The sequence below is a fragment of the Pseudonocardia sp. Cha107L01 genome (assembly GCF_052566575.1).
The window spans coordinates 6,183,414-6,205,296 of record NZ_CP199579.1; the positions used below are offsets into that span (position 1 = coordinate 6,183,414).

Annotated in this window: 25 protein-coding genes; 20 read left to right on the top strand and 5 right to left on the bottom strand. The window is 71.7% G+C overall.

The features are described 5' to 3' along the window. Positions 1-5: 5 nt before the first annotated feature. The 4 genes from ACTXG6_RS28965 to ACTXG6_RS28980 are packed head-to-tail and all read left to right on the top strand — an operon-like array spanning position 6 to position 4,121. Entirely contained in the window at positions 6-986 is a 981-nt protein-coding gene (locus ACTXG6_RS28965; protein ID WP_445182565.1) for a carbohydrate ABC transporter permease, read from the top strand. Then, complete coding sequence (locus tag ACTXG6_RS28970; RefSeq protein ID WP_445182566.1) at positions 983-1,876, top strand: carbohydrate ABC transporter permease; 894 nt, start codon at positions 983-985, stop codon at positions 1,874-1,876. Before ACTXG6_RS28965 ends, ACTXG6_RS28970 begins: the two co-directional genes overlap by 4 nt. Beyond that, complete coding sequence (locus ACTXG6_RS28975) at positions 1,873-3,138, top strand: 6-phospho-beta-glucosidase (protein WP_445182567.1); 1,266 nt, start codon at positions 1,873-1,875, stop codon at positions 3,136-3,138. Before ACTXG6_RS28970 ends, ACTXG6_RS28975 begins: the two co-directional genes overlap by 4 nt. Then, positions 3,135-4,121 carry an N-acetylglucosamine kinase gene (locus ACTXG6_RS28980; RefSeq protein WP_445182568.1) on the top strand — a complete coding sequence of 329 codons (987 nt, stop codon included), beginning with the start codon at positions 3,135-3,137 and terminating at the stop codon, positions 4,119-4,121. Before ACTXG6_RS28975 ends, ACTXG6_RS28980 begins: the two co-directional genes overlap by 4 nt. A gap of 133 nt (positions 4,122-4,254) precedes the next feature. On the opposite strand, the gene ACTXG6_RS28985 is transcribed toward ACTXG6_RS28980, so the two are convergent. Then, a complete protein-coding gene (locus ACTXG6_RS28985; protein WP_445182569.1) occupies positions 4,255-5,568 on the bottom strand; it encodes a fatty acid desaturase family protein in 1,314 nt (437 codons plus the stop codon). 175 nt (positions 5,569-5,743) lie between these two features. On the opposite strand from ACTXG6_RS28985, the gene ACTXG6_RS28990 reads away from it, so the two are divergent. Continuing rightward, the gene (locus ACTXG6_RS28990; RefSeq protein WP_445182570.1) at positions 5,744-6,841 is read left to right on the top strand and encodes a ferredoxin reductase; all 1,098 of its coding nucleotides are present in this window, start codon (positions 5,744-5,746) and stop codon (positions 6,839-6,841) included. A gap of 141 nt (positions 6,842-6,982) precedes the next feature. Continuing rightward, positions 6,983-7,285, top strand: coding sequence for a hypothetical protein (locus ACTXG6_RS28995; protein WP_445182571.1), 303 nt, complete (start codon positions 6,983-6,985; stop codon positions 7,283-7,285). 22 nt (positions 7,286-7,307) lie between these two features. On the opposite strand, the gene ACTXG6_RS29000 is transcribed toward ACTXG6_RS28995, so the two are convergent. After that, positions 7,308-8,273 carry a GlxA family transcriptional regulator gene (locus ACTXG6_RS29000; RefSeq protein ID WP_445182572.1) on the bottom strand — a complete coding sequence of 322 codons (966 nt, stop codon included), beginning with the start codon at positions 8,271-8,273 and terminating at the stop codon, positions 7,308-7,310. A gap of 94 nt (positions 8,274-8,367) precedes the next feature. Here ACTXG6_RS29000 and ACTXG6_RS29005 point away from each other — a divergent pair, with 94 nt between their 5' ends. Then, the gene (locus tag ACTXG6_RS29005) at positions 8,368-8,913 is read left to right on the top strand and encodes a hypothetical protein (RefSeq protein WP_445182573.1); all 546 of its coding nucleotides are present in this window, start codon (positions 8,368-8,370) and stop codon (positions 8,911-8,913) included. 526 nt (positions 8,914-9,439) lie between these two features. Beyond that, the gene (locus ACTXG6_RS29010; RefSeq protein ID WP_445182574.1) at positions 9,440-9,904 is read left to right on the top strand and encodes a MarR family winged helix-turn-helix transcriptional regulator; all 465 of its coding nucleotides are present in this window, start codon (positions 9,440-9,442) and stop codon (positions 9,902-9,904) included. A gap of 42 nt (positions 9,905-9,946) precedes the next feature. Here ACTXG6_RS29010 and ACTXG6_RS29015 read toward each other — a convergent pair whose 3' ends face one another. After that, positions 9,947-10,405, bottom strand: coding sequence for a winged helix-turn-helix transcriptional regulator (locus ACTXG6_RS29015; RefSeq protein WP_445182575.1), 459 nt, complete (start codon positions 10,403-10,405; stop codon positions 9,947-9,949). Positions 10,406-10,604: 199 nt separating this feature from the next. Between ACTXG6_RS29015 and ACTXG6_RS29020 the strand changes: the two genes are divergently transcribed. From ACTXG6_RS29020 to ACTXG6_RS29060, 9 genes are all read left to right on the top strand, one after another. Then, complete coding sequence (locus tag ACTXG6_RS29020) at positions 10,605-11,606, top strand: oxidoreductase (RefSeq protein WP_445182576.1); 1,002 nt, start codon at positions 10,605-10,607, stop codon at positions 11,604-11,606. Between the two features lie 164 nt (positions 11,607-11,770). Beyond that, a complete protein-coding gene (locus ACTXG6_RS29025; RefSeq protein ID WP_445182577.1) occupies positions 11,771-11,941 on the top strand; it encodes a hypothetical protein in 171 nt (56 codons plus the stop codon). A 181-nt stretch (positions 11,942-12,122) separates the two neighbouring features. Next, positions 12,123-12,734 (top strand): OsmC family protein, encoded by a 612-nt coding sequence (locus ACTXG6_RS29030; RefSeq protein ID WP_445182578.1) that lies wholly within the window; start codon positions 12,123-12,125, stop codon positions 12,732-12,734. A gap of 61 nt (positions 12,735-12,795) precedes the next feature. Further along, the gene (locus ACTXG6_RS29035) at positions 12,796-13,500 is read left to right on the top strand and encodes a mechanosensitive ion channel family protein (protein ID WP_445182579.1); all 705 of its coding nucleotides are present in this window, start codon (positions 12,796-12,798) and stop codon (positions 13,498-13,500) included. Between the two features lie 79 nt (positions 13,501-13,579). Beyond that, on the top strand, positions 13,580-13,792 hold the full coding sequence (locus ACTXG6_RS29040) for a dodecin (RefSeq protein ID WP_445182580.1): 213 nt from the start codon (positions 13,580-13,582) through the stop codon (positions 13,790-13,792). A gap of 181 nt (positions 13,793-13,973) precedes the next feature. Then, positions 13,974-15,545 carry an aldehyde dehydrogenase family protein gene (locus ACTXG6_RS29045; protein ID WP_445182581.1) on the top strand — a complete coding sequence of 524 codons (1,572 nt, stop codon included), beginning with the start codon at positions 13,974-13,976 and terminating at the stop codon, positions 15,543-15,545. A 33-nt stretch (positions 15,546-15,578) separates the two neighbouring features. Beyond that, complete coding sequence (locus tag ACTXG6_RS29050) at positions 15,579-16,052, top strand: 2-oxoglutarate and iron-dependent oxygenase domain-containing protein (RefSeq protein ID WP_445182582.1); 474 nt, start codon at positions 15,579-15,581, stop codon at positions 16,050-16,052. After that, complete coding sequence (locus ACTXG6_RS29055) at positions 15,971-16,609, top strand: 2OG-Fe(II) oxygenase family protein (RefSeq protein WP_445182583.1); 639 nt, start codon at positions 15,971-15,973, stop codon at positions 16,607-16,609. The genes ACTXG6_RS29050 and ACTXG6_RS29055 overlap by 82 nt, the downstream gene beginning before the upstream one ends. A 139-nt stretch (positions 16,610-16,748) precedes the next feature. Beyond that, on the top strand, positions 16,749-16,955 hold the full coding sequence (locus ACTXG6_RS29060) for a hypothetical protein (RefSeq protein WP_445182584.1): 207 nt from the start codon (positions 16,749-16,751) through the stop codon (positions 16,953-16,955). Between the two features lie 517 nt (positions 16,956-17,472). Here ACTXG6_RS29060 and ACTXG6_RS29065 read toward each other — a convergent pair. Beyond that, positions 17,473-17,949 (bottom strand): SRPBCC family protein, encoded by a 477-nt coding sequence (locus tag ACTXG6_RS29065; protein WP_445182585.1) that lies wholly within the window; start codon positions 17,947-17,949, stop codon positions 17,473-17,475. Positions 17,950-18,006: 57 nt separating this feature from the next. Beyond that, positions 18,007-18,798 (bottom strand): maleylpyruvate isomerase N-terminal domain-containing protein, encoded by a 792-nt coding sequence (locus ACTXG6_RS29070; RefSeq protein ID WP_445182586.1) that lies wholly within the window; start codon positions 18,796-18,798, stop codon positions 18,007-18,009. 223 nt (positions 18,799-19,021) lie between these two features. On the opposite strand from ACTXG6_RS29070, the gene ACTXG6_RS29075 reads away from it, so the two are divergent. The 3 genes from ACTXG6_RS29075 to ACTXG6_RS29085 all read left to right on the top strand — a co-directional run bounded on the left by ACTXG6_RS29075 (position 19,022) and on the right by ACTXG6_RS29085 (position 21,657). Beyond that, positions 19,022-19,372, top strand: a complete 351-nt coding sequence (locus ACTXG6_RS29075; protein ID WP_445182587.1) for a PadR family transcriptional regulator — start codon at positions 19,022-19,024, stop codon at positions 19,370-19,372. Beyond that, complete coding sequence (locus tag ACTXG6_RS29080) at positions 19,369-20,103, top strand: permease prefix domain 1-containing protein (protein ID WP_445182588.1); 735 nt, start codon at positions 19,369-19,371, stop codon at positions 20,101-20,103. The genes ACTXG6_RS29075 and ACTXG6_RS29080 overlap by 4 nt, the downstream gene beginning before the upstream one ends. A 93-nt stretch (positions 20,104-20,196) precedes the next feature. Continuing rightward, positions 20,197-21,657: a histidine kinase dimerization/phospho-acceptor domain-containing protein gene (locus ACTXG6_RS29085; RefSeq protein WP_445182589.1), complete on the top strand. Its 1,461-nt coding sequence runs from the start codon at positions 20,197-20,199 to the stop codon at positions 21,655-21,657. Positions 21,658-21,883 lie beyond the last annotated feature (226 nt).

Here is a 21,883-nt window from a genome sequence, read left to right on the forward strand (position 1 = left end):
GCGGCATGACGACCACGCTGTCCGCTCGGGCGGCGGCACCGCCGCCCGCGCCCACTCCGGTGCGCACCGGGGCCAGACGCTACCGGACGGCCGCGCTGTTCATGGCGCCGGCCGGCCTGGGTTTCCTGGTCTTCTTCGCCTACCCGCTGGTCGCCACCGTCTATTACTCGTTGACCCGCTACGACCTGATCAACCCGCCCCAGTTCATCGGGTTCGACAACTACGTGCGGATGTTCACCAGCGAGCCGCTGATCCGCACGGCGGCCTACAACACGCTGTGGCTGGTCGTCGTGCTCACCGTCTGCCGGGTGACGTTCGCGCTCGGGGTGGCGTCGGTGATCTCCCGGCTCAAGGCGGGCGTGGGGCTGGTCCGGACCCTGTGCTACCTGCCGTCGCTGGCGCCGCCGGCCGCCGCGACGCTGGCCTTCGTGTTCCTGTTCAACTCCGAGTTCGGCCCGGTGAACCGGTTCCTGAAGCTGGTCGGGATCGACGGTGGGCTGTGGTTCAACTCGCCGACCATGTCGAAACCGGCGCTGAGCCTGCTGGCGCTGTGGGGCTCCGGCGAGCTGATGATCATCATCCTGGCCGCCCTGCTGGACGTGCCGCCGGAGCAGTACGAGGCGGCCCAGCTCGACGGCGCCGGCCCCATCCGCCGGTTCTGGCACGTCACGCTGCCCTCGATCTCGCCGGTGCTGACCTTCGGCGTCATCAACTCCATCATCTACGCGCTGCAGTTCTTCACCCAGGCGATCGTGGCGGGCTCCGCCGCGGCCGGCTCCGCCGACGTCGCGGGCAACAGCAAGTACATCGGCGCGCCGCAGAACTCGACGCTGACCTATCCGGTCTGGCTCTACGTGCAGGGCTTCCGCTACTTCAACATGGGCTACGCGGCGGCGATGGCGGTGCTGCTGTTCGTCGTCTCGGCCGGCTTCACCTGGATACTGGTGCGCCAGTTGCGCCGGTCCTCCCACCAGGAGCAGACGTGACCGCACTCAGCGAGGTGGCCCCGCCCCGGCCGGCCGCCGTGCCGCCCCGGGTGCGGGTGCGGCAGTCCTGGAACCGGCGGCTGCACTGGATCGCGACGCACGCCATCGGGCTCGCGCTCGGCATCGTCTTCACGCTGCCGATGCTGTTCGTACTGCTCACCGCCGTGATGAAGAGCGACCAGGCGATGTCCGCGAGCCTGTGGCCGACCGAGTGGCACTTCGAGAACTTCGTCCAGGTCTTCGAGCGGGCGCCGCTGCTGGAGTACTTCGCCAACAGCATGATCTACTCGGGGCTGGCCACGGTCGGCGCGCTGCTCTCGGCGATCCCCGCGGCGTACGCGCTGTCCCGGCTGCGCTGGCGCGGGCAGAACCTGTTCTTCATGCTCACGGTGGCCGCGATGATGCTGCCGCCGCAGGTGACCGTCGTGCCGCTCTACGACCTGTGGGTACGGCTCGGCCTGACCGGCACCCTGGTGCCGCTGGTGGCCCCGTACTTCTTCTTCGACGCCTTCTCGATCTTCCTGCTCCGGCAGTTCTTCCTCACCATCCCGAAGGACTACCTGGAGGCCGCGAAGATCGACGGCTGCAACGAGTTCCAGGCGATGGTCCGGGTGCTGCTGCCGATGGCCAAGCCGGGCATCGCCGCCACCGCGATGTTCTGCTTCCTGTTCACCTGGAACGACTACTTCGGGCCGCTGCTCTACACCGGGGAGAACCAGGAGCACTGGCCGCTCTCGCTGGCCATCGCGTCGTTCCGCGGCATGCACCACGTGGAGTGGAACCTGACCATGGCGGCCACCGCGCTGATCATGGCGCCGGTCATCGTGCTCTTCGTGCTCGCGCAGCGGACGTTCGTCAAGGGAATCACGTTCACGGGGGTCAAGGGATGAAGCTGGCAGTGGTCGGCGGCGGTTCGACCTACACGCCGGAGCTGATCGACGGGATCGCGGGTCGCCGGTCCACGCTGGACGTCGACGAGATCGTGCTGATCGACCCGGACGCCTACCGGGTGGACACGGTGGGCGCGTTCAGCCGGCGGCTGCTCGAACACGCCGGCCACCCCGCGCGGGTGCACACCACCGCCGACCTCGAGGAGGGCGTGGACGGCGCGACGGCGGTGCTGATCCAGCTGCGGGTCGGCGGCCAGCGGACGCGGCGCTCGGACGAGACGTTCCCGCACGTCTGCGGCTGTATCGGGCAGGAGACCACCGGCGCGGGCGGGCTGGCGAAGGCGCTGCGCACGGTGCCGGTGGTGCTCGACATCGCCGACCGGGTGCGCAGGGCCGCCGGGGACGACACCTGGATTGTCAACTTCACCAACCCGGTCGGCATCGTGACCCGCGCGCTGCTGGGCGAGGGCCACCGCGCGGTCGGGCTGTGCAACGTGGCGATCCACCTGCAGCGCACCTTCGCCGGGCTGCTCGGCGCCGGTGTGGACGACGTGCGTCTGGTGCACACCGGGCTCAACCACCTGAGCTGGGAGCGCGGCGTGCTCGTCGACGGCGTAGACCGGCTGCCCGAGCTGCTGGGGCGGCACGCGGACGCTGTGGGCGACCAGGTCGGCGCGCCGGTGGACTGGATGCGGCGGATGAACGCGGTGCCGTCGTACTACCTGAAGTACTACTACGCGCACGACGAGCTGGTGGCCGCCCAGCGCACCGGACGCCCGCGCGCGGACGTGGTCAGCGACGTCGAGGAGGAGCTGCTCAAGGTCTACCTCGACCCCGACCAGGTGACCAAGCCGGCGCAGTTGGAGAAACGCGGCGGCGCCTACTACTCCGAGGCGGCCGTGCAGCTGGTGCACGCGCTGACCGCCGGCGGACCGGGCGAGGAACACGTGGTGAACGTGCGCAACAACGGCACGTTCGGGTTCCTGCCGGACGACGCCGTCATCGAGGTCCCGGCCACCGTGGACGCCGGTGGGCCGACGCCGATCGCGCAGCCGCCGGTGGAACAGCGGTTCGCCGGTCTCATCGCGGCGGCCACCGCGTACGAACACCTGGCCCTGGACGCCGCGCTGCGGGGCGGGCGGGACCGGGTGGCCGACGCGCTGCTCGCGCACCCGCTCGTCGGGCAGTACGCACAGGCCGACCGGCTCGCGGACGACCTCGTGCGGACCAACCGCGAGTTCCTGCCCTGGGCGCGCGCATGACGCCGGTCCGCGACGTCGTCGCGATCGACGGGGGGAACAGCAAGACCGAGGTCCTGGTGGTGTCGCGCGCGGGCGAGGTGCTCGGGCGGTCCCGAGGTCCCGGGGCCTCGCCGCAGAACGTCGGCGTCGCGGCGTGTGTGGTCGCGCTCGAGGAACTGGTGCTGCGGGCGCTGACCGCCGGCGCCGGTCCCCCCGACCGGCCGTTCGCCGTGCACACCTCGGCGTACCTCGCCGGCGTCGACTTCCCCCGCGAGGAGGCGGCGCTGCATGCGGCGCTGGCCGCGCGCGGGTGGAGCGACACGCTGACGGTCGGCAACGACACGCTCGCGCTGCTGCGCGCCGGCAGCTCGGACGGCACCGGTGTCGCCGTGGTGTGCGGCGCCGGCATCAACGCGGCCGGCGTCGGCCCGGACGGCCGGGTGCACCGGTTCCCCGCGCTGGGCAAGGTCTCCGGTGACTGGGGTGGCGGCTACCGGCTCGGCGAGGAGGCGCTGTGGTGGGCGGTGCGCGCCGAGGACGGCCGGGGGCCCGGCACCGCGCTGCGGGCGGCGGTGGCCGGCTACTACGGCGCCGAGACCCTGCTCGAGGTCGTCCAGGGGCTGCACTTCGGGGAGATCGGGACCGCGTCCCTCCACGGCCTGTGCCCACTGCTGTTCCAGGTGGCCGCCGCCGGGGACCAGGTCGCGCAGGAGGTGGTCACCCGGTTCGTCGAGGAGGTGGGCTCGCTGGTCGCGGTGATCCTGCGGCGCCTGCGGCTCACCACGTCCGAGCCAGAGATCATCCTGGGCGGCGGGGTGCTGACCGGGGTCGGTGCGCCGGTGATCGCGGAGATCGAGCGGCGGTGTCTCAAGGTGGCGCCGCGTGCGGTGGTCAGCGTCGTCGACGTCAACCCGGTCGTCGGCGCGGCCCTGTTCGGCCTCGACACCCTGGGCGCGCCCGCGTCGGCGAAGGCCGCCCTCAAGGCCGCCACCCAGCGCAGCTGACCCCGCGCAGCTGACCCGCGCGGCTGACCCCGCCCGCCGCGCCGGTTTCGCCGAGTTCAACCCGAGCCGGGTGAGCGCCGTGTTCCGAGGCCGCCACGGTTGAACTCGGCGAGCCAGCGCAGCGGGCGGGACCTCAGACGGGTGCGGGCGCGGTGCCGCGCTCGGCGACTTCGCTCGTCCCGAGCCCGGCTCCCTCCGGCCGGTACGGTCCGGGCTTGGGCCGGGGGCTGCCACCGGGGAAGGCCAGCCGGGCAATGGTCCGGTGCACCGTGCCGAGCTGCACGGACAGCCGCCCGGTGTTGTACGGCAGGCCGTAGCGCTGGCAGATGTCCTTGACCCGGGGCGCGATCTCCGCGTACCGGCTGCTCGGCATGTCCGGGTACAGGTGGTGCTCCACCTGGTAGCCCAGGTTGCCGCTCATGACGTGGAAGAACGGGCTGCCGGTGATGTTGGCCGCGCCGACCAGCTGGCGGGCGTACCAACCGCCGGAGGTCTCGTTCTCGACCTCCGCCGGGCTGAACGTGTAGGTCTGGTCCGGGAAGTGGCCGCAGAAGATGATCGAGTGCGTCCACACGTTGCGGATGATGTTCGCGGTGAAGTTGGCCCAGAAGGTGGCCACGAAGCCGTCACGGGCGGAGCGCGGCATCGCGGAGAGCCGCGCGGACGCCGCCGCGCGCAACCGGGGGCGCCCGCGCCCGAGCCGCTCGCGGAGACCCCGGCGCTTCGGGCGGCGGGTGACGAGCTGGTCGAACGCGAGCGCGGCGGCCGCCGACACGGCGGGCCAGCCGAGGTAGTCCTTCACGATCTGGTCCCGCGCCTTGCCGGAGATTCCCTTCAGGTCGTGCCAGACGTCCTTCCACGGCTTCTCACCGGCGCGGATCGCCTCGATGTCCATGTCATGCACCGCGACGCCCCACTCGAAGAACGCCATCAGCAGCAGGTTGTACAGCGGCTGCAGCAGGTAGCTCGGCTTCCACTCCTGGTGCGGGTCGATCCGCATGATCTCGTAGCCGAGGTCCTTGTCCTTGCCGCGGATGTTCGTATACGTGTGGTGGATGTAGTTGTGTGAGTGCTTCCAGGCCTCGGCGGTGGACGCGGTGTCCCAGTCCCACGTCGAGGAGTGGATGTACGGGTCGTTCATCCAGTCCCACTGCCCGTGCAGGACGTTGTGGCCGATCTCCATGTTCTCCAGGATCTTCGCGGCGCCGAGGCCACAGGTACCGAGGAGCCACAGCGGCTTGCTCCGGGAGCCGACCAGGAGCGCCCGGCTGGCCGTGGCCAGCTGCCGGTGCATCCGGATGATGCCGGTGATGTAGCGGCGGTCGCGTTCACCGAGGTCGGCGTACACCTCCTCGTGGATCGCCGCGAACTCCCGGCCGAGCTGTTCGAGCCGCGCGTCGGTCAGGTGCGCGAACGGGCTGGGTGGACTGGTCGGGCTGGTTGGCATTGCATTGTCCTCTCGCCGAATTCGTGGACCGCTCCCCCAGGCTGTCCGATACCAGTGGTAACTGTGACCGCCGGTAACGTCTCTCGGTCGGGCCCAGCTGTCAAATTGGAGCGAAGTGGGTACCCACCTGTCGGCGAGGTTCGAAATCGAGCAGACGGATGGGACGGTGGTCGTCGTGACCGAGGTGGGAATGCAGCCGAAGGTGTCGCCGCTGCGCCGGAGGTTGCTCAGCGGGGTGCGGCTGTTGTTCACGCCGCTGCTGCCCGACGACTACGTCGAGCTGATCGACCCGCTCTGGTCGACCCGCGAGCTGCGCGGCCGGGTCGAGCGCCTCGAGCCGAGGGCGGACGGCGCGGTCACCATCCACGTGCGGCCCGGCTTCGAGTGGGCCGGCCACCGACCCGGGCAGTACGTCCGCTTCGGCGTGGTCGTCGACGGGGTGCACCACTGGCGGGCGTACTCGCTGACCTCCGACCCGGACGCCCCGGACGGCCTGATCTCGATCACCCCGAAGCTGGTGGACAGCGGCGTCGTCTCGCCGTACCTGGTCCGCACGCTGCGGGTCGGCTCCGTGGTGCGCCTCGGCGAGGTGGAGGGCACCTTCACCCTGCCCGAGCGCACCGGGGCGCCGCTGTTGTTCCTCACCGCCGGCAGCGGGATCACCCCGGTGATGAGCATGCTGCGGCACCTGCACACCGAGCACGCGATGCACGACGTGGTGCACATCCACTCCGCGCGCTCCCGCGACCGGGTGATCTTCGGCGACGACCTGCGGTCGCTGGCCGACGGTGAGCCCGGGCTGACCGTGCACATCTGGGAGTCGGGCGAGCAGGGCCGGATCACTCCGGCGGACGTCGAGACGCTGTGCCCGGACTGGCGCGAGCGGGACACCTACGCCTCGGGCCCGGGTGAGCTGCTCGACGCACTGAGTGGGCACTGGGACGAACACGGAGCCGGCGAGCGGCTGCACCTGGAGCGCTTCCAACCCGTGGTGGGCGGGGCGGACGCGGGCGGCGCGGGCGGCACCATCCGCTTCCCCCGCCGGCAGCTGGAGGCCGAGTGCCCGCCCGGCACGCCGATGCTGGTCGCAGGCGAGGAGGCCGGGGTGGACATGCCGTTCGGGTGCCGGATGGGCGTGTGCCACACCTGTGTGGCCCGACTGCGCGAGGGCACGATCCGCGACCTGCGTACCGGCGACGTACGGCAGGCGCGCAACGAGATGGTGCGCACCTGCATCCACGCTGCCGAGGGCCCGGTCGAGCTCGACCTCTGACCCGACCACACCGGGCCGCCCACCCGGTCCGGCCGGCAGGCTCGATAGAGGTACAAAAGTCCGGCCGCCGGGAGATGTCGGCAAAGCTGAGCGGGACGACGCTCGGAGGTCCACGGAGCGTGGGCCGAGTCGGGGAACGGGATGACGAGCGCGCAGACCTGGAGTGTCCGGATCGCGGTCCGGCTGCACCGCCTCCTTCTCGACGAGCAGGCACAGACGATCCGGCTCCTGCTCAGCCGGGACCGGGACACCGTGGTGATCGACCCCTTCCACCGTGACCTCATGCTCACCGCGACGCTGACCATGACCGACGCCGAACCCGGCCCAGCCCTGCTCAGCCCGGTCCTCGACTCGTTCGAGGCAGCCGTGCTGGACGCCGGTGTGGAGATCGCCTACTGGGAGGCGGTCGAGGTGTCCCTGCCCCAGCAGCGCAACCCGTGGTGACCATCGGGCCGGAGAGGCTCGGTCAGACCGGGACCGGCGCGCGGAACGACCTCCGGTACATCGTCGGCGCGACCTGCACCGCCAGTCGGAACTCCCGGCGCAGCGCCTGTACCGACCCGAAACCGGCTGCCTCCGCCACCGCCTCGACGCTCAGGTCGGTGCCCTCCAACAGCCGCCGTGCTGCCTGCACCCGCTGAGCCGTCAGCCAGGACCCCGGCGAGGAGCCCAGCCGGTCGCGGAACAGCCGCTCGAGCGCGCGGCGGCTCATCGCGGAGCGTTCCACCAGATCGGCGACGGACCGGACCTCACGGATGTTCTCGGCCGCGGCGCACAGCAGGCCGCCGAGCCGATCGTCGGCGGTACTCAGCGGTTGGACGGCCGCGAACTGGGACTGGCCGCCCGAGCGGTGCGGCGCGGTGACCAGCGACCTTGCGACCATGGCCGCCGCATCGGCGCCGTGGTCGCAGCGCACCAGGTGCAGGCAGCAGTCGATCGCGGCGGCACTGCCGGCGGAGGTCACCACCGAACCGAGATCCACGTACAGCGGCGCCCGGTCGAGCAGGACAGCCGGGAAACGCCGTGCGAAGTCGTCGGCATAGCGCCAGTGGGTCACCGCGCGGCGGCCGTCGAGCAGGCCGGCCTCCGCGACAGCGAACGCCCCGAGGCACAGCCCGACGATCCGGCAGCCGCTCTCGTGCGCGGCCCGCAGGGCAGTGACCAGCGAGCGCGGAACGGGCCGGTTGTCGACGGGCCAGGTGGGCACGATGACCATGTCCGCCCCGGGGACGTGGTCGGCCAGCCGCTCCAGGCCACCGAGGGACAGCGGCGACACCGCCAGGCTCGCCCGACCGTCGCGGGTACCGCAGGCGACCAGATCCGTGTCCGGCCAGTCCGGCTCACCGGGGTCCGGGCCCCACACCCGCAGCGGCGTCGCGATCTCGAAGAGGCTGCCGCCCTCCGGCACGATCACCACGACCTTCTGGCGCACAATGGTCGATAGTAGCCGCGGGCGCCACTGGTGAGCGGCCCCGGCCCGGGCCATGATCAACGCCGACGTTCTGATCCCCCGCCTCTGGAGCACCGTGCCCACCACATCGATCGCCCGCGCCCACGACACCGCGGACCAGCTCTTCGAACGCCACCGCTCGGTCTTCGGGCCGGATCTGCCGGTCTACCGGGGCCATGTGCACCGGGTGATCGGTGTCGTCGGACTGCAGTGCGACGTCCCGGCAGACGTCGCGGTACCCCTCGGCGTGGCCGGCTTCTTCCACGACGCCGGCATCTGGTTCGACGGGACCTGGGACTACCTGCCGCCCTCGGTGCGCCGCGCGGCGGCCGAGCTGGACGAAGCCGACCAGCCGCACGCGGAGCTGGTGTCCAGCCTGATCAGCGAGCACCACCGGCTGCGTCGGGCCCGTCACGACGACCCACTCGTCGAAGCGTTCCGCCGCGCTGACCTGACCGATGTCTCGGCCGGTCTGATCCCCGCCCCCGGTGTGTCCCGCGACCGGTACCGGGAGCTGACCTCGGTATACCCGGCCAACGGCTTCCGGCCGATGTTGCTGAAAGCGTTCGGTCGAGGCCTGCGGGAGGCACCCCTGCGACCGGCGCCGATGATCAAGCTCTAGCGCTGACACCGCCCGGGTCTGTTCGATTCCGTACGCAGACGAACGACCCCGCGCTGCCCTGGGGCGACATGAAGACCAGCGGTAGCGAACCGGCCGGTTAGGCAACCCGGACGGGGTGGGGCCGCTGCCAATCCGGGCTCCCGGCGCGTGGAACAGCCGCCAGCGGGTACTCCCGCAACCATGAGCGTCAGCCAGGATTCGGTGCCGACACCCCCGAGGCCGCTACCCACACCGCCGCCCACCCCGGGCCCGATGCCCACGCCACCGCCCGGCCCGATGCCCACACCCCCGCCCGGCCCGGTGCCCACACCCCCGCCTACGCCGGACCCGGGCCCGGGTCCGGCGCCCGACCCGGGTACCCCTCCCGACCCGGGCCGCCCGCCGATCCCCGAGCCGCTGCCCGACCCGGTGCCCACGCCCCCGCCGGCCCCGCACCCGCCGGGCCCCGACACGGATCCGCCGTCGAGCTCCCTAGCTGCACCGGTCCATAGCTGATACGTCAACAAATTCCGATTATGGTCGCGTGATGGCGGAACCGAGATGGCTCGACGAGCGCGAGGCGCACGTCTGGCAGGCCTACCTCGACCTGCAGCGGGAACTGCTGGGCGCGGTCGAGCGTCAGCTCGCGGGGAGCTCAGGTCTGTCCGGGGCGGACTACTCGGTGCTGGTACCGCTGTCCGAGGCTCCGGACGGTGCACTGCGTCCGCGCGAGCTGTGCGCCAGCACGGGATGGGACCGCAGTCGGCTGTCGCACCAGCTCCGCCGGATGGAGAAGCGCGGCCTGCTCACCCGCGAGGAGTGCGCCACGGATGCCCGGGGGTCGGTGGCGCGGCTGACCGACGCCGGCCGGGTCGCGATCGTGGCCGCCGCTCCCGAACACGTGGAGACCGTGCGCCGCTACTTCTTCGACCTCGTCACGCCTGAGGAGCAGGACGCGCTGGTCGCCGTGTTCGACCGGATACTCACCAACCTCGGCGCGGACACCGCCTGAGGACGGCCGGCTCCGGGGCCCCGCGTCGGGTGCGGTCGGACATCAGCTCCGTTCGAGGCCGGGCCCGGCCTCCACACACACGTCACGCACCGAGAGCTGGGCGCCGCACTGGTCGCAGACGTGGCGCAGCTCCGCCCGGCCGCCGCAGTCCCGGTGGCGGTACACCTGGAACGGCCCGTCCGGCGCCAGGTACTTGTCGCCCCAGGTCCGCAGTGCCATCAGAACCGGATAGAGGTCCCGGCCCTTGTCGGTCAGCCGGTACTCGTGCCGGGTCCGGCGTTCGTCGCGGTACGCGCTCCGCTCCAGGATGTCGGCCTCGACCAACCGACCCAGCCGCTCCGAGAGCAGTGACCTCGACAGCCCCACGGTCGTTTGGAACTCCTCGAACCGCCGGACACCCGCGAACGCCTGGCGCAGCACAATCAGTGTCCAACGGTCACCGAGGAGCGCGACCGGGCGCGCGATCGAGCACGGCTCATGCTCAAGATCGCCGTACGCCATTACTCCAAGTTACCACTTGCGTTCGCTTTCAGGACCCAGTCGAGCGGGTCGGCGCCGGTGACCAGCTCCGGCGGATCGCGGAACCCGGTCGGCCGGGCCAGACTGTGCAGGGTCTGAGACCACGCCACCCAAGACGCCGCCTGACACACGCCGCCTGACACCACGCCGCCCGAGACCACGCCGCTCCTGGAGGACCGCTGTGCCCGATCTGCCGACCCAATTCCGCGCCTTCGTCGCCGAGCAACGCGACGGGGACGTCGTCCGCGAGGTTCGCACCCTGGACGTCGACAGCCTCGGAGACGGGGACGTGGTGATCCGGGTGGCCTGGTCCGGGGTGAACTTCAAGGACGCGCTGGCCTCCACCGCCGGCGGCAAGGTCGCCCGGCTACCCACGCTGGTGCCGGGCATCGACCTGGCCGGTCAGGTGATCGACCCCGGAAGCAGCGGCCTCATGGCGGGTGACGCCGTGCTGGCGCACGGATACGACATCGGCGTGGCACACCACGGCGGTTTCGCCGAGTACGCCCGGGTACCCGCCGGGTGGGTGGTCGCGCTGACCGACGGGCTCCAACCCCGCGAGGCGATGACGATCGGCACCGCCGGGTTCACCGCCGCGCTGTCGGTCGCCGCGCTGGAGAGCCACGGGCTCACCCCGGGCACCGGGCCGGTGCTGGTCACCGGCGCCACCGGCGGCGTGGGCAGCGTGGCAGTGAACATCCTGGCCAAGCGCGGTTACGAGGTCGTCGCCTCCACCGGCAAGGCGGCGAGCGCCCAGTGGCTGCTCGACCTCGGCGCCGCCGCCACCATCGACCGCGCGGAGACGAGCGCCGAGGGCAAGCCGCTCGAGCGCGAGCGCTGGGCCGGCGCGGTGGACTGCGTCGGCGGCGACACCCTCGCCTACGCGCTGCGCACCCTGAAGTACGGCGGAGCGGTCGCCGCCAGCGGCAACACCGGTGGCACGAAGCTCGCGACCACGGTGTTCCCGTTCATCCTGCGCGGTGTGAGCCTGCTCGGGATCGACTCGGTCGCGGTGCCGATCCAGCGGCGCCGGGAGCTGTGGCACCGGCTGGCCACCGACCTGCGCCCGGAGGGACTCGACCAGATCGGCGGCACCGAGATCGACCTCGACGGCCTGGGGCCGGTCCTGGACGCCATCCTCGCCGGCGGCTCACAGGGTCGTTCGCTGGTCCGACTGAGCTGACCACCGCCCTGCACGGTGCGCGGCTGCCCCGTTACCGAGCTGCACACCAGGCAGGATTCGCGCGCCGCGAACCTGCACCGTGTGCAGCTCGGTAACGGCCGGCGGGGGGCTCACGCACCCGGTAGCGCACCGGCCGGCCGGTCACCTCGGTGAGGACCCGGGCGATGCCCGCGTGGTCGAGCCGCACCGCCGCTCCGGCGATGAGCGTCCGCTCGGTGACCAGCGTCGGGTCCGCCAGCAGCGCGGCGGCCATCGCGCCCACATCGGCGCCGGCCACCACCGAGGCCGCCCATGCCCCCGCCCACGGCGGCAAACCCCTCCTGACCTTCGACTGACAGTTACTCCGTTTGCTGGCCGTCCGCCGCCGACTCTGGTACGAACAGCGCATGGCTGGCGACGTTCTCCTGGTGCGCCGCCGACACGTGGACAACGGTCTCGTCTGCACCTGTGCCTGTCCGGGCTCGCGCTGAGCCAACCCCGGTACACCGTCAGCCGAGCGTGAAAGGTCCGTCCGCGATGAGCACCGAGACGACTGCAGACACCAGCACAGACACCAGCACAGACACCAGCACGGACAGCAGCACGGACAGCAGCACGGACAGCAGCACAGCCAACTCCGCGAACCGCGCCGCGGCCCTGCGCGGGATCATCGACGCCACCGCCGCCGCGACGTCCGATGACGCCGCCAAGGCGAGCGTGGTGTTCCACGCCGCCGGCAGCGGCGACTCCGGCGTGGCCACCGACATCCAGATCAGGACCCACGAGGTACAGGTCGACGAGCCGCCCGCGCTGGGCGGGGTCGACTCCGCCCCCAACCCGGTGGAGACCGCCCTGGCCGGGCTGCTCTCCTGCCAGGTGGTCACCTACCGGTTCTGGGCCGCCAAGCTGGACATCCCGCTCGACGACGTGCGGGTCGAGACCGAGGGCGACCTGGACGTACGGGGGTTCCTCGGCCTGCGCGACGGCGTCCGCCCCGGCCTCGGAGCTGTGCGGGTGAAGGTCAGGCTCACCGGCCCCGCATCACCGGAGCAGTACCGCGAGCTGCACGCCGCGGTGGACGAGCACTGCCCGGTGCTCGACCTGTTCACCAACCCGACGCCGGTGAGCACGGAGCTGGTCACCGGCTGACGGCCGCGCACAGGCCGGGGTGCACGCCCGGCCCGCGAGCGCACTCCTCGACAATGAACCCGTGTCCCCATTCCGAGTGTGGCTGCGCAAACACAACGGCGCGGTCGAGGCCTTCGAGGTCCTGGAGGCCCGGCTGCGCCCAGATTTCCGTCGCGCGCTCGTGGGGTTCGTCCTCGCCGCGGCGGCGCTGGTAGCGGGTAGCGAGCTCGGCGGGCTGCACGCGCCCCAACTGCGCGAGCGCCTGATCGTGATCGGGCTGGCCGTCGCATTCGTGATCTTCGGCGTCATCGCCACCCGCAGCGCGGCGAACCAGGTGTCGAAGGCGGCCAGTCGTGCCAGTCTCGGCGCCGGCGCGGCGGCCAAGGTGTTGTGTCAGCTGCTCGGTTACCTCGTCGTGTTCTTCGGCGTCATGGGGCTGTTGACGATCCCGCTGCAGCAGTTGCTCGTCGGCGGCGCGTTGACCGGTGTGATCGTCGGCATCGCCGCCCAGCAGCCGCTGAGCAACCTGTTCGCCGGCCTCGTCCTGCTCATGGCCCGCCCGGTCACCGTGGGACAGCGCATCAGGGTCTACTCCGGCGCGCTCGGCGGCCCGCTCGACGGTCTGGTCATCGAGCTGGGGCTGATCTACGCGACTCTGAGCACGGACGACGGCGGTGTCCTCCGGATCCCCAACACCGGGCTGCTGAACTCCGCCATCGGCGCCGCACCGCTCCCCCCGCCCCCGACCGAGGCGGCCCCGGAGGAGACTCCCCCGGCCTCCGGTTGAGGTCGGCCCCTTCCTTGGCGTCCCGAAGCCGGGGCTCAGGGCGAGCGCAACGCCCGCTCCAGCGCTAGCGTCCGCCCCCATGGACCACACCTATCGCGTCACCGAGATCGTCGGCACCAGCCCGGACGGCATCGAGCCGGCCATCCGCAACGGCGTCTCCCGGGCGTCCAAGACGCTGCGCAACCTCGACTGGTTCGAGGTCAGTGAGGTACGCGGGCAGATCGGCGACAACGGCGAGGTGAAGTACTTCCAGGTCGGTCTCAAGGTCGGCTTCCGGCTGGACGAAGACTAGAGCAAGACTAGAACAAGTTATATATCGAGGGCCCACGAAGGTCCTACGGCGGACTGTCTACCTCTAGACTTGATCCGCTCGGCCGGCCACGAATGCCGCTGGGCCCGAGGCCGTGGGCGGTGCAGCTCTGCCCGAACGTCCCGCCTCGGCGACCGGACGATCGGCATAGGAGTGCGTTTCGATGGCCCTGAGCACGGAGACCGGCACCACCGGGCAGTCGCCCACACCGTCCGGCGCGGAGTTCTTCGATGTGCACGGCCCGGCCGACAACCGGGTGGTCGGCACGCTGCCGAACCACTCGCCGGAGCAGGTGGCCGTGATGGCGGCGGAGCTGCGCGCGGCCCAGCCCGCCTGGGAGGACCTGGGGCCCGATGGCAGGGCGAAGACGCTGCGGTCCTGGCTCGACTGGGTCATGGACAACGAGCAGCGCCTGCTCGAGCTCGTCCAGCGGGAGAGCGGCAAGTCGTGGGGTGACACCGCCATCGAGACCATGGTCGCGGTCGAGGTGATCAACTACGTGACCAAGCACGGCGCGAAGTGGCTGGCCGACCAGGACCACCGCCCACACAGCGCGTCCCAGGCGACCAAGAGGCTGCGGGTGCACGCCCGGCCGTACCAGCTGGTCGGCGTCATCACCCCGTGGAACTTCCCGCTCGGCATGCCGATGATGGACGTCCCCGGCGCGCTGATGGCCGGTGCCGCCGTGCTCAGCAAACCCTCCGAGGTGACGCCACTGGCCTGGGCCGAGGCGGTCCGGGGCTGGCGCGAGGAGATCGGCGCACCGCCCGTACTGGCCTGCGCGACCGGGCTCGGCGGGACCGGCGCCGCGGTGGTCGACCTGGTCGACATGATCCAGTTCACCGGTTCGACCCGGACCGGGCGCGCCATCGGCATCCGCGCCGCCGAGCGGCTGATCCCGTCCAGCCTGGAGCTCGGCGGCAAGGACGCGATGATCGTCCTGGCGGACGCCGACATCGACCGCGCGGTCGGCGGTGCGATCTGGGGTGGCCTGTTCAACTCCGGCCAGGCCTGCATCTCCGTCGAGCGGGTCTACGTCCAGGCACCGGTCTACGACGAGTTCGTCCAGAAGCTGACCGAGAAGGCGGCCGCGATCCGCCAGGGCACCGACACCGACAAGAGCTACAGCAACGACATCGGGGCCATGGCGACCGAGGCCCAGGTCGACATCGTGGACCGCCACGTCAAGGACGCCGTCGCCAAAGGTGCCCGGGTACTCACCGGCGGCACCCGCGGTGAGCAGGGCTTCTACTACCCGCCGACGGTGCTCGTGGACGTCGACCACACCATGGACTGCATGCGCGAGGAGACCTTCGGACCGACCCTGCCGGTGATGAAGGTCGACACCGACGAAGAGGCGATCCGGCTCGCGAACGACTCGCCCTACGGCCTGGCCGGGAGCGTCTGGACCGCCGACCCGGAGCGCGCCGAACGGGTCGCACGACAGTTGGAGACCGGCGGGGTGACCGCGAACAACGTCCTGGCCAGCGTGTTCCAGTTCCCGCTCCCGATGGGTGGTTGGAAGAGCTCCGGCCTCGGCGCCCGGTTCGGCGGCCCGTACTCGGTACGCAAGTACTGCCGCAACCAGGCCTTCGTCAGCGAGCGGCTCTCGCTCAAGAGCGAGATGAACTGGTACCCCTACACGCCGGCCAAGTCCAGGATCATGGGCCGCGTGATCCGACTGCTCGGGCTGCACGACTGGCGCCGCCGGCTCGGCCTCAAGGCGAACGGCTGACCCGCCCGCCGCGGCCCCATTAGTCTCCTGGGCATGCGTGGTTCCGCCGACTCCGCCGCTATCCCCGTCCTGCGCTTCGACGAGGCGCGCGGCGCCGATGGGCGGTTCGATCCGGTGTTCCTGCGGCGGCTGCGTACCGCGCTGCACGAGGTCGGGTTCCTACAGCTCACCGACTTCGGGGCGACGGCGGCGCGGTTGAGCGAGCTGTCGGAGGTGACCCGGCGGTTCTTCGCGCTGCCCCCGGCCGAGCGGCTCGCGCTCGACAACCGGCTGTCGCCGCATTTCCGCGGCTACACCCGGCTCGGGCACGAGATCACCGCCGGCCGACCCGACGCGCGCGAGCAGCTCGACTTCGCTCCGGAGCAGTCGCCGCTGCCCCGCGCGGAGTGGGACGCGCCGTACCGGCTGTTGCAGGGCCCGAACCAGTGGCCCGACACGGCGCTGCCCGAGTTGCGCGGCGTCGTGCTGGCCTGGGCGGACTGCTCGCCGAGGTCGCCACCGAGCTGACCAGCGCGCTCGCGGTCTCGCTCGGGCTACCCGAGAGCCACTTCGACGACGCCTTCGCCGGTTGCCCGCATTGGTTCGGCAAGCTGATCCGCTACGTGGGCACCGACACGGACGGCCCGCACGCGCAGGGCGTGGGCCCGCACGCGGACTGGGGGTTCCTGACCCTGTTGCTGCAGGACTCGACGGGCGGGTTGCAGGCGCGGCCGCCGCGCTCACCGGACTGGGTCGACGTGCCACCGCTGGACGGGGCGCTGGTGGTGAATGTCGGGGAGATGCTGGAGGTCGCCACCCACGGCTACCTGGTCTCCACGGTGCACCGGGTGCTGCCCTGTGCGCCGGGCGCTACCCGTCAGTCCATCGGCTTCTTCTGGTCACCGCGGCTGGACGCCACCCTGCATCCGGTGCCGCTGACCGCCGAGCTGGCCGCGCACGCACCGGGTGTCACGGAAACCGAGCACAACCCGCTACTGCCCCGGTTCGGCGACAACGCACTCAAGGGCTGGTTCCGGTCGCATCCCGAGGTGGCCGCGCGCCACCACGCCGACCTGAGGGGCTGAGGCCGCGCACCCGCCGGTCGGGCCGGGGCGGCGAGATCGAGAGCTGACACGACAGTGCTCCGGTGACCAACCCGCGTTGGTCACCGGAGCACGTGACGCGCACGGGGCGCGTCAGAGGCCGAGGAGGCCGCCGCTGTCGGTGCTGCTGCCGCTGTCGCTGCTGCCGCTGTCGCTGCTGCCGCTGTCGCTGCTGCCGCTGTCGTCACTGCTGCTGTCGTCACCGGAGCTGTCGTCGCTTGTCGCGTCGTCACTGGACGACGTGCTGTCGTCCGCGGTGTCGCTGCTGCTGCTGTCGGTGCTATCGGTGCTGTCACTGCGGACAGTGGGGCTGTGGCTGGCGCTGTGAGTGCTGTGGGCGCTACCGGTGTCGGCGTAGGCGATTCCAGCAACTCCGAGCGTGGCCACGGCGGCGACCGCGGCAGCGATAATGGCCTTCTTCAACACGTGCAGTTCCCTTCGGTTGACACACTGAGCCGTCCACCGGGTGCCGGCCTGCGCAATGGGGTCAACGAGAAGGGGCGGTGCGACGTAACGATCTCGCACAAGCTTGGCCACCTATGGGTGAGCCGCCGGGAACCACCGCGCACCGATGCTATGTGGCTGCGGCGGCCCGCCCGCCGGCTGCCGGGCACGGTCGGCCACACTCCCGCGCCGGGCCGACCCAGTGCCGACCGCCGCGTCGGCGCGAGCCGGGTAACGCCTGGCCAGAGCGCCGATCATCGCTGCGGTGACCGGCCGGCCCCGCGTCACCGCGACGTGTCGAGCGCCGGGACCGCGGCACTCCCCGTCGAGCGTCCCAGCACGTCGGGCCGGGGTCACGCGCGATCCGGCCAGCGGCTGAGGCCATCCTCAGCCCGTGACGCTCAGTGACCGGATTCCGCGGTCTCCTTGAGCCGTGTGAGGGTCGTTTCGATCATCGACCTGGTGTGCGCGGCACGGTCCTCGACGCCGGTGATGGCCTTGCCGAGGATCGACATGATCGGTCCGGCGCCGTCGGTCCAGGTCTCGGTGACCTTGCAGCGCGCGCCGCCGTCGGTCGGGACGATCCGGTAGCTCCACTCGGCGACGATCTTGGGACCGACCTTGTTGATGAACGTGAACCTGGTCGGCGCGGTGGCGTCGGTGATCGTCACGGTGGTCGACCACTTCTTGGCGCCGCACTGGTTGGTGCCCTTGAACCGCGCACCCTCGGCCGCGCCGGAGGCACCGCCGACCCATCGCCCGCCGGTGTTCTCCGGGCTCCACTCGCCCATCCGGCACAGATCGCTGACCAAGGCGTACACGACCTCGGGCGGTGCCGCGATCTTCGTCGACGACGACACCTTCCGCTTCTCTCCCATGGTCGGACAGGGTGGCATGCGCCGGCTCGGTCCAACCAGTCGGTCAGCCAGGAGTGGTCAGTAGCCGGCGAGCAGGGCCTGCAACCGATGCAGGGTGGGCTGGTCGGCGTAGCTGCGGAACCGCCCGCGCTGTTCCGGCCGGCGCCCCCAGATGACCAGGGTCCGGGCCGGGGCGTCGAGCTCGACGTAGGGCTCGTCCGCCGGCGAGTCGCTCAGGTGCAGGCCGGCCTGCCCCGACTCGACGACGAGCCGGACATCGGGCGCGCCGTCGGCTCGCAGCCGCACGTGCAGGTCGCACTCGGGGCTCGGGTCGCGCTCCCGCCCGCGCCGCACCAGGATCTGACCGAGCACCCCGACGGCGTGCTCGGTGAGCTCGGGCTGGCCCAGCAGTTGGTCGCTGATGTCGTCGTCGCCGACGAGGTCCCACCGGTGGATCGCGAACTCGTTGCGCAGGTGCGGCAGGAACTTGGCCACCACCATCCGGCGCCCGGTCCACGGCACGACCGCGTCCGGCTCGCGCGCCAGCGCCTGGCCGATCACCGTGCGCATCCGCCGCTCCTCGGCCTCGAGCCGTGCCAGCAGCTCGGCATCACCGAGCTCGCGGTACGCGGGTTCGCGCTCCTCGAAGGTCCGGGTCCGCGGCACCGGCTCGCCGGCCAGGTAGGGCAGCAGGTGGCGGGTGACCTCGGCGGCCGCGGCGGCCAGGTGAGCGGTGACCTCGTGGGCGGTCCAACCCTCGCATGCGCTCACGACCTCAGGCCCGGTGTGCTGGCGGGAGTCGAGGAAGGCCTCTGCCTCCCTGCTCCGCTCGCACAGCGCTGACTCAGCCGACGTCGTTGTGGTGACCATTCCCCGACGCTAGGCCGGGAACGGTTCGGCGCCGGCCGAATCGGGCCGGCCCACGTTCTCAGCGGGGCCGTGCCCAGCACCAGGAGCCGGGCGAGCCCGTCACCAAGATCTCAGCCAGCACGTCACAACCCGTGCTGACCGGGCAAGGAGACGCCGTAGGGTGAACCGCGGCACGATCTCAACCGGCTGCCGAGGAGCTCGATCGAGGTGGGGGGATCACAGCGTGCGAGCTGAGGCATTGAAAGGTCATCTCGATGCACTACTGCTCGCCACGCTGGAGGCGGGACCGGCACATGGGTTCGCCGTGATGGCCGAGTTACGTCGGCGCACCGGCGGCACGGTGGACCTGGAGAGCGGCACGCTGTACCCGGCGCTGCGCCGACTCGAGGAAGCCGGCCTGATCCTGGGCATCTGGACCAGCGGGCCCGGCCGGCGCCGCCGCGAGTACCAGCTCACCGATCGCGGTCGGGCCGCACTGCACGACGAGCGCGGCGTGTGGCGCGACTTCGTGGCCACGATCGGCGCGCTCCTCGAGCCGCCGGCCGCGCACCCCTCGCCGGGTAGCCCGACATGACCCGGCCCGAGTCCGAGAGCACTCTCGAGGGCTACCTGTCGAGGCTGCAGGTCCAGACCTGGCCGAGGCCGGTCGAACCGGATGCCACCGACCTGCTCGACGAGCTGCGGGATCACCTGCTCTGCGACATCGAGCAGCAGGTCACCGACGGCGCGCAGCCGCGCTCCGCCGAGGCCAGGGCGCTGGCGGGGTTCGGCCCGGCAGACCGGGTGGCCGGCGCACTGCGCGTCGAGCTGGTCCGGCCGCACCTGCGCCGCCTCAGCCTGGCGCTGCTGCTCCTGGGTCTCGCCGGCGGCGCGACCTGGGTCGGCGTGTTGCTCGCGGGCCCCGCCGAACCGTGGACCGACCGCACCGAGCCGCACACGATCCTGTTCTTCGACAGGGTCGGGGAATTCGCCGGCACCGCTACTTTGCTGGTGGCGGCACTGGCGGCGCTGCTGATCGGGTGCACCGGGCGAATCTGGCGCTACCCCAGGGTGCGGGCCGGCGCGCAGCGATGGTCGTTGCGCGCCTGCTGGGTCAGCCTCACGCTCGGGCTGCTGACCGCCGCCCAGCTGGGCGGGTACCTGCTGGTTCGAGGGGTGATCGCCCCCACCTCGCTGACCTGGCCGGCGGTGCTCGCCACGGTGACACTCACGGTCGCGGGCGCCCCGCTGTTGCTCGGGCCGCTGCGTACGGTCGCGGAGTTGCAGACCGGCCGGCGCCTCCTCGGCCCGCCGCGCCGCCGGTAGCGCGCGCCGAGATCACTAGCGCAGGGTAAACGCACAGCCAGCGCAGGACCCGCACACAGGCCCGGTTGCCGCCCACCGGGCAGAATCGCCGAAATGCGCAGACGGATCGTTGGCCTGGCCACGCTCGCGGCCGTGCTCGCTATCGCGTTGTTCGGTATTCCGCTGGCCGGCACGGTGGCCAAGTACCTGCTCGACGACGAGCGCAGCGAGCTGGAACAGGTCGCCGATGTCGCGGCGGTGTCCTCGTCGATCAGGCTGGCCAGGAACGAGCCGCCGGGCGCCATGCCGGAGACCGAGGACGGCACCGACCTCGGGCTCTACGACACCGCCGGCCACCGGATCTCGGGCAGCGGGCCGCTCGAGGCCGACGCGCTGACCCACGCCGCACAGGCCGGCATCGAGACCTCCGGCGAGGCGAACGGCGAGATCGTGCTGGCGCTGCCGATCTCGGCGAACGGCCCGGTGCTCGGGGTGGTCCGCGCGGCCACCCCGCACAGCGAGGCCTACACCCGGATCACCGAGGCCTGGCTGCTGATGGCCGCCCTCGGCACCGTCGCCGTCCTGCTGGTGTGGCTGGTAGCCCGCATGCTGGCCGCCCGCTTGATCCGCCCGCTCGAGGAGTTGGCCAGCGCCGCCCACGCACTGGGCGGCGGCGACTTCAGCGTGCGCGCACACCCGGCCGGCATTCCCGAGATCGACTCGGTGAGCGTGGCACTGAACAGCACCGCCGCACGCCTCGACGAGCTGCTGGCCAGGGAGCGGGCGTTCACCGCCGACGCCTCACACCAACTGCGCACACCGCTCACCGCGCTGCGGCTCGGGCTGGAGGTCGCGCTGGAAGCCCCGGGGCAGGACCTGCGGGCGGCGATCGGCGCCGCCATCGACGACACCGAGCGCCTGCAGTCCACCATCGAGGACCTGCTCGAGCTGGCCAGGGACTCGACCCGGAGCACCGACCTGCTCGAGCTCACCCCGCTGCTCACCGAGCTCGAGTACACCTGGGCGGCGCGGCTGGCCGCTGACGGGCGCGCGCTGCGCATCACCGTCCCGGCCGACCCGCCCACCGCGAGGGCGTCCACCGCCGCGGTGCGCCAGGTGCTCACCGTGCTGCTGGAGAACGCCGTCGGCCACGGCGGCGGAGGGGTCACCGTGGCCATCCGGGACGCCGGCCAGGCCCTCGCCATCGACGTGTCCGACAAGGGCGCCGGCGTCACCATCCCGACCGACCAGCTGTTCACCCGGCGCGCGGCGGGCGCCGCCGGACACGGCATCGGGTTGGCGCTGGCCCGCAGCCTTGCCGAGGCCGAGGGCGGTCGGCTGCGCCTCACCACGCCGTCGCCACCGACCTTCACCCTGCTGCTACCGACGGCGGAGAGCGACGGCGCGGCGCCGGCGAAAGGGCACCTCGCCGACGCCGCTGTTGCCGACGCCGCTGTTACCGACGCCGCTGTTACCGACGCCGCTCTTGCCGACGCCGCTGTTACCGACGCCGCTGTTACCGACGCCCCGGTCGCCCCGGTCGCCCCGGTCGCCGATGCCAGGGCAGCACCGTGACGGGCCGACCGAGGAGCCTCCGAACGGGACACGGCCACCGCCGTGACGCTGGGGGTAACGCCGCGTCATCGACAGGCCGGCCTGGTGTCGAACCTGGTGCGTCCACTGGCACCGAGAACCAACGTCAGTCCGGTATTTTCGACGAAAACCGGACTCAGGTTGACCTCGACGCATCATCAACCCTCAGGCCAGGGGCCTGAGACGATCGGCCGGTCACCGATAACTC

Excerpts from the sequence above, each read along its gene's own strand:
- ACTXG6_RS28965 (WP_445182565.1), top strand. The coding sequence starts at position 6 with ATGACGACCACGCTGTCCGCTCGGGCGGCGGCACCGCCGCCCGCGCCC.
- ACTXG6_RS28975 (WP_445182567.1), top strand. The coding sequence starts at position 1,873 with ATGAAGCTGGCAGTGGTCGGCGGCGGTTCGACCTACACGCCGGAGCTG.
- ACTXG6_RS28980 (WP_445182568.1), top strand. The coding sequence starts at position 3,135 with ATGACGCCGGTCCGCGACGTCGTCGCGATCGACGGGGGGAACAGCAAG.
- ACTXG6_RS28985 (WP_445182569.1), bottom strand. The coding sequence starts at position 5,568 with ATGCCAACCAGCCCGACCAGTCCACCCAGCCCGTTCGCGCACCTGACC.
- ACTXG6_RS28995 (WP_445182571.1), top strand. The coding sequence starts at position 6,983 with ATGACGAGCGCGCAGACCTGGAGTGTCCGGATCGCGGTCCGGCTGCAC.
- ACTXG6_RS29010 (WP_445182574.1), top strand. The coding sequence starts at position 9,440 with ATGGCGGAACCGAGATGGCTCGACGAGCGCGAGGCGCACGTCTGGCAG.
- ACTXG6_RS29015 (WP_445182575.1), bottom strand. The coding sequence starts at position 10,405 with ATGGCGTACGGCGATCTTGAGCATGAGCCGTGCTCGATCGCGCGCCCG.
- ACTXG6_RS29025 (WP_445182577.1), top strand. The coding sequence starts at position 11,771 with ATGCCCGCGTGGTCGAGCCGCACCGCCGCTCCGGCGATGAGCGTCCGC.
- ACTXG6_RS29030 (WP_445182578.1), top strand. The coding sequence starts at position 12,123 with ATGAGCACCGAGACGACTGCAGACACCAGCACAGACACCAGCACAGAC.
- ACTXG6_RS29040 (WP_445182580.1), top strand. The coding sequence starts at position 13,580 with ATGGACCACACCTATCGCGTCACCGAGATCGTCGGCACCAGCCCGGAC.
- ACTXG6_RS29045 (WP_445182581.1), top strand. The coding sequence starts at position 13,974 with ATGGCCCTGAGCACGGAGACCGGCACCACCGGGCAGTCGCCCACACCG.
- ACTXG6_RS29050 (WP_445182582.1), top strand. The coding sequence starts at position 15,579 with ATGCGTGGTTCCGCCGACTCCGCCGCTATCCCCGTCCTGCGCTTCGAC.
- ACTXG6_RS29065 (WP_445182585.1), bottom strand. The coding sequence starts at position 17,949 with ATGGGAGAGAAGCGGAAGGTGTCGTCGTCGACGAAGATCGCGGCACCG.
- ACTXG6_RS29070 (WP_445182586.1), bottom strand. The coding sequence starts at position 18,798 with ATGGTCACCACAACGACGTCGGCTGAGTCAGCGCTGTGCGAGCGGAGC.
- ACTXG6_RS29080 (WP_445182588.1), top strand. The coding sequence starts at position 19,369 with ATGACCCGGCCCGAGTCCGAGAGCACTCTCGAGGGCTACCTGTCGAGG.
- ACTXG6_RS29085 (WP_445182589.1), top strand. The coding sequence starts at position 20,197 with ATGCGCAGACGGATCGTTGGCCTGGCCACGCTCGCGGCCGTGCTCGCT.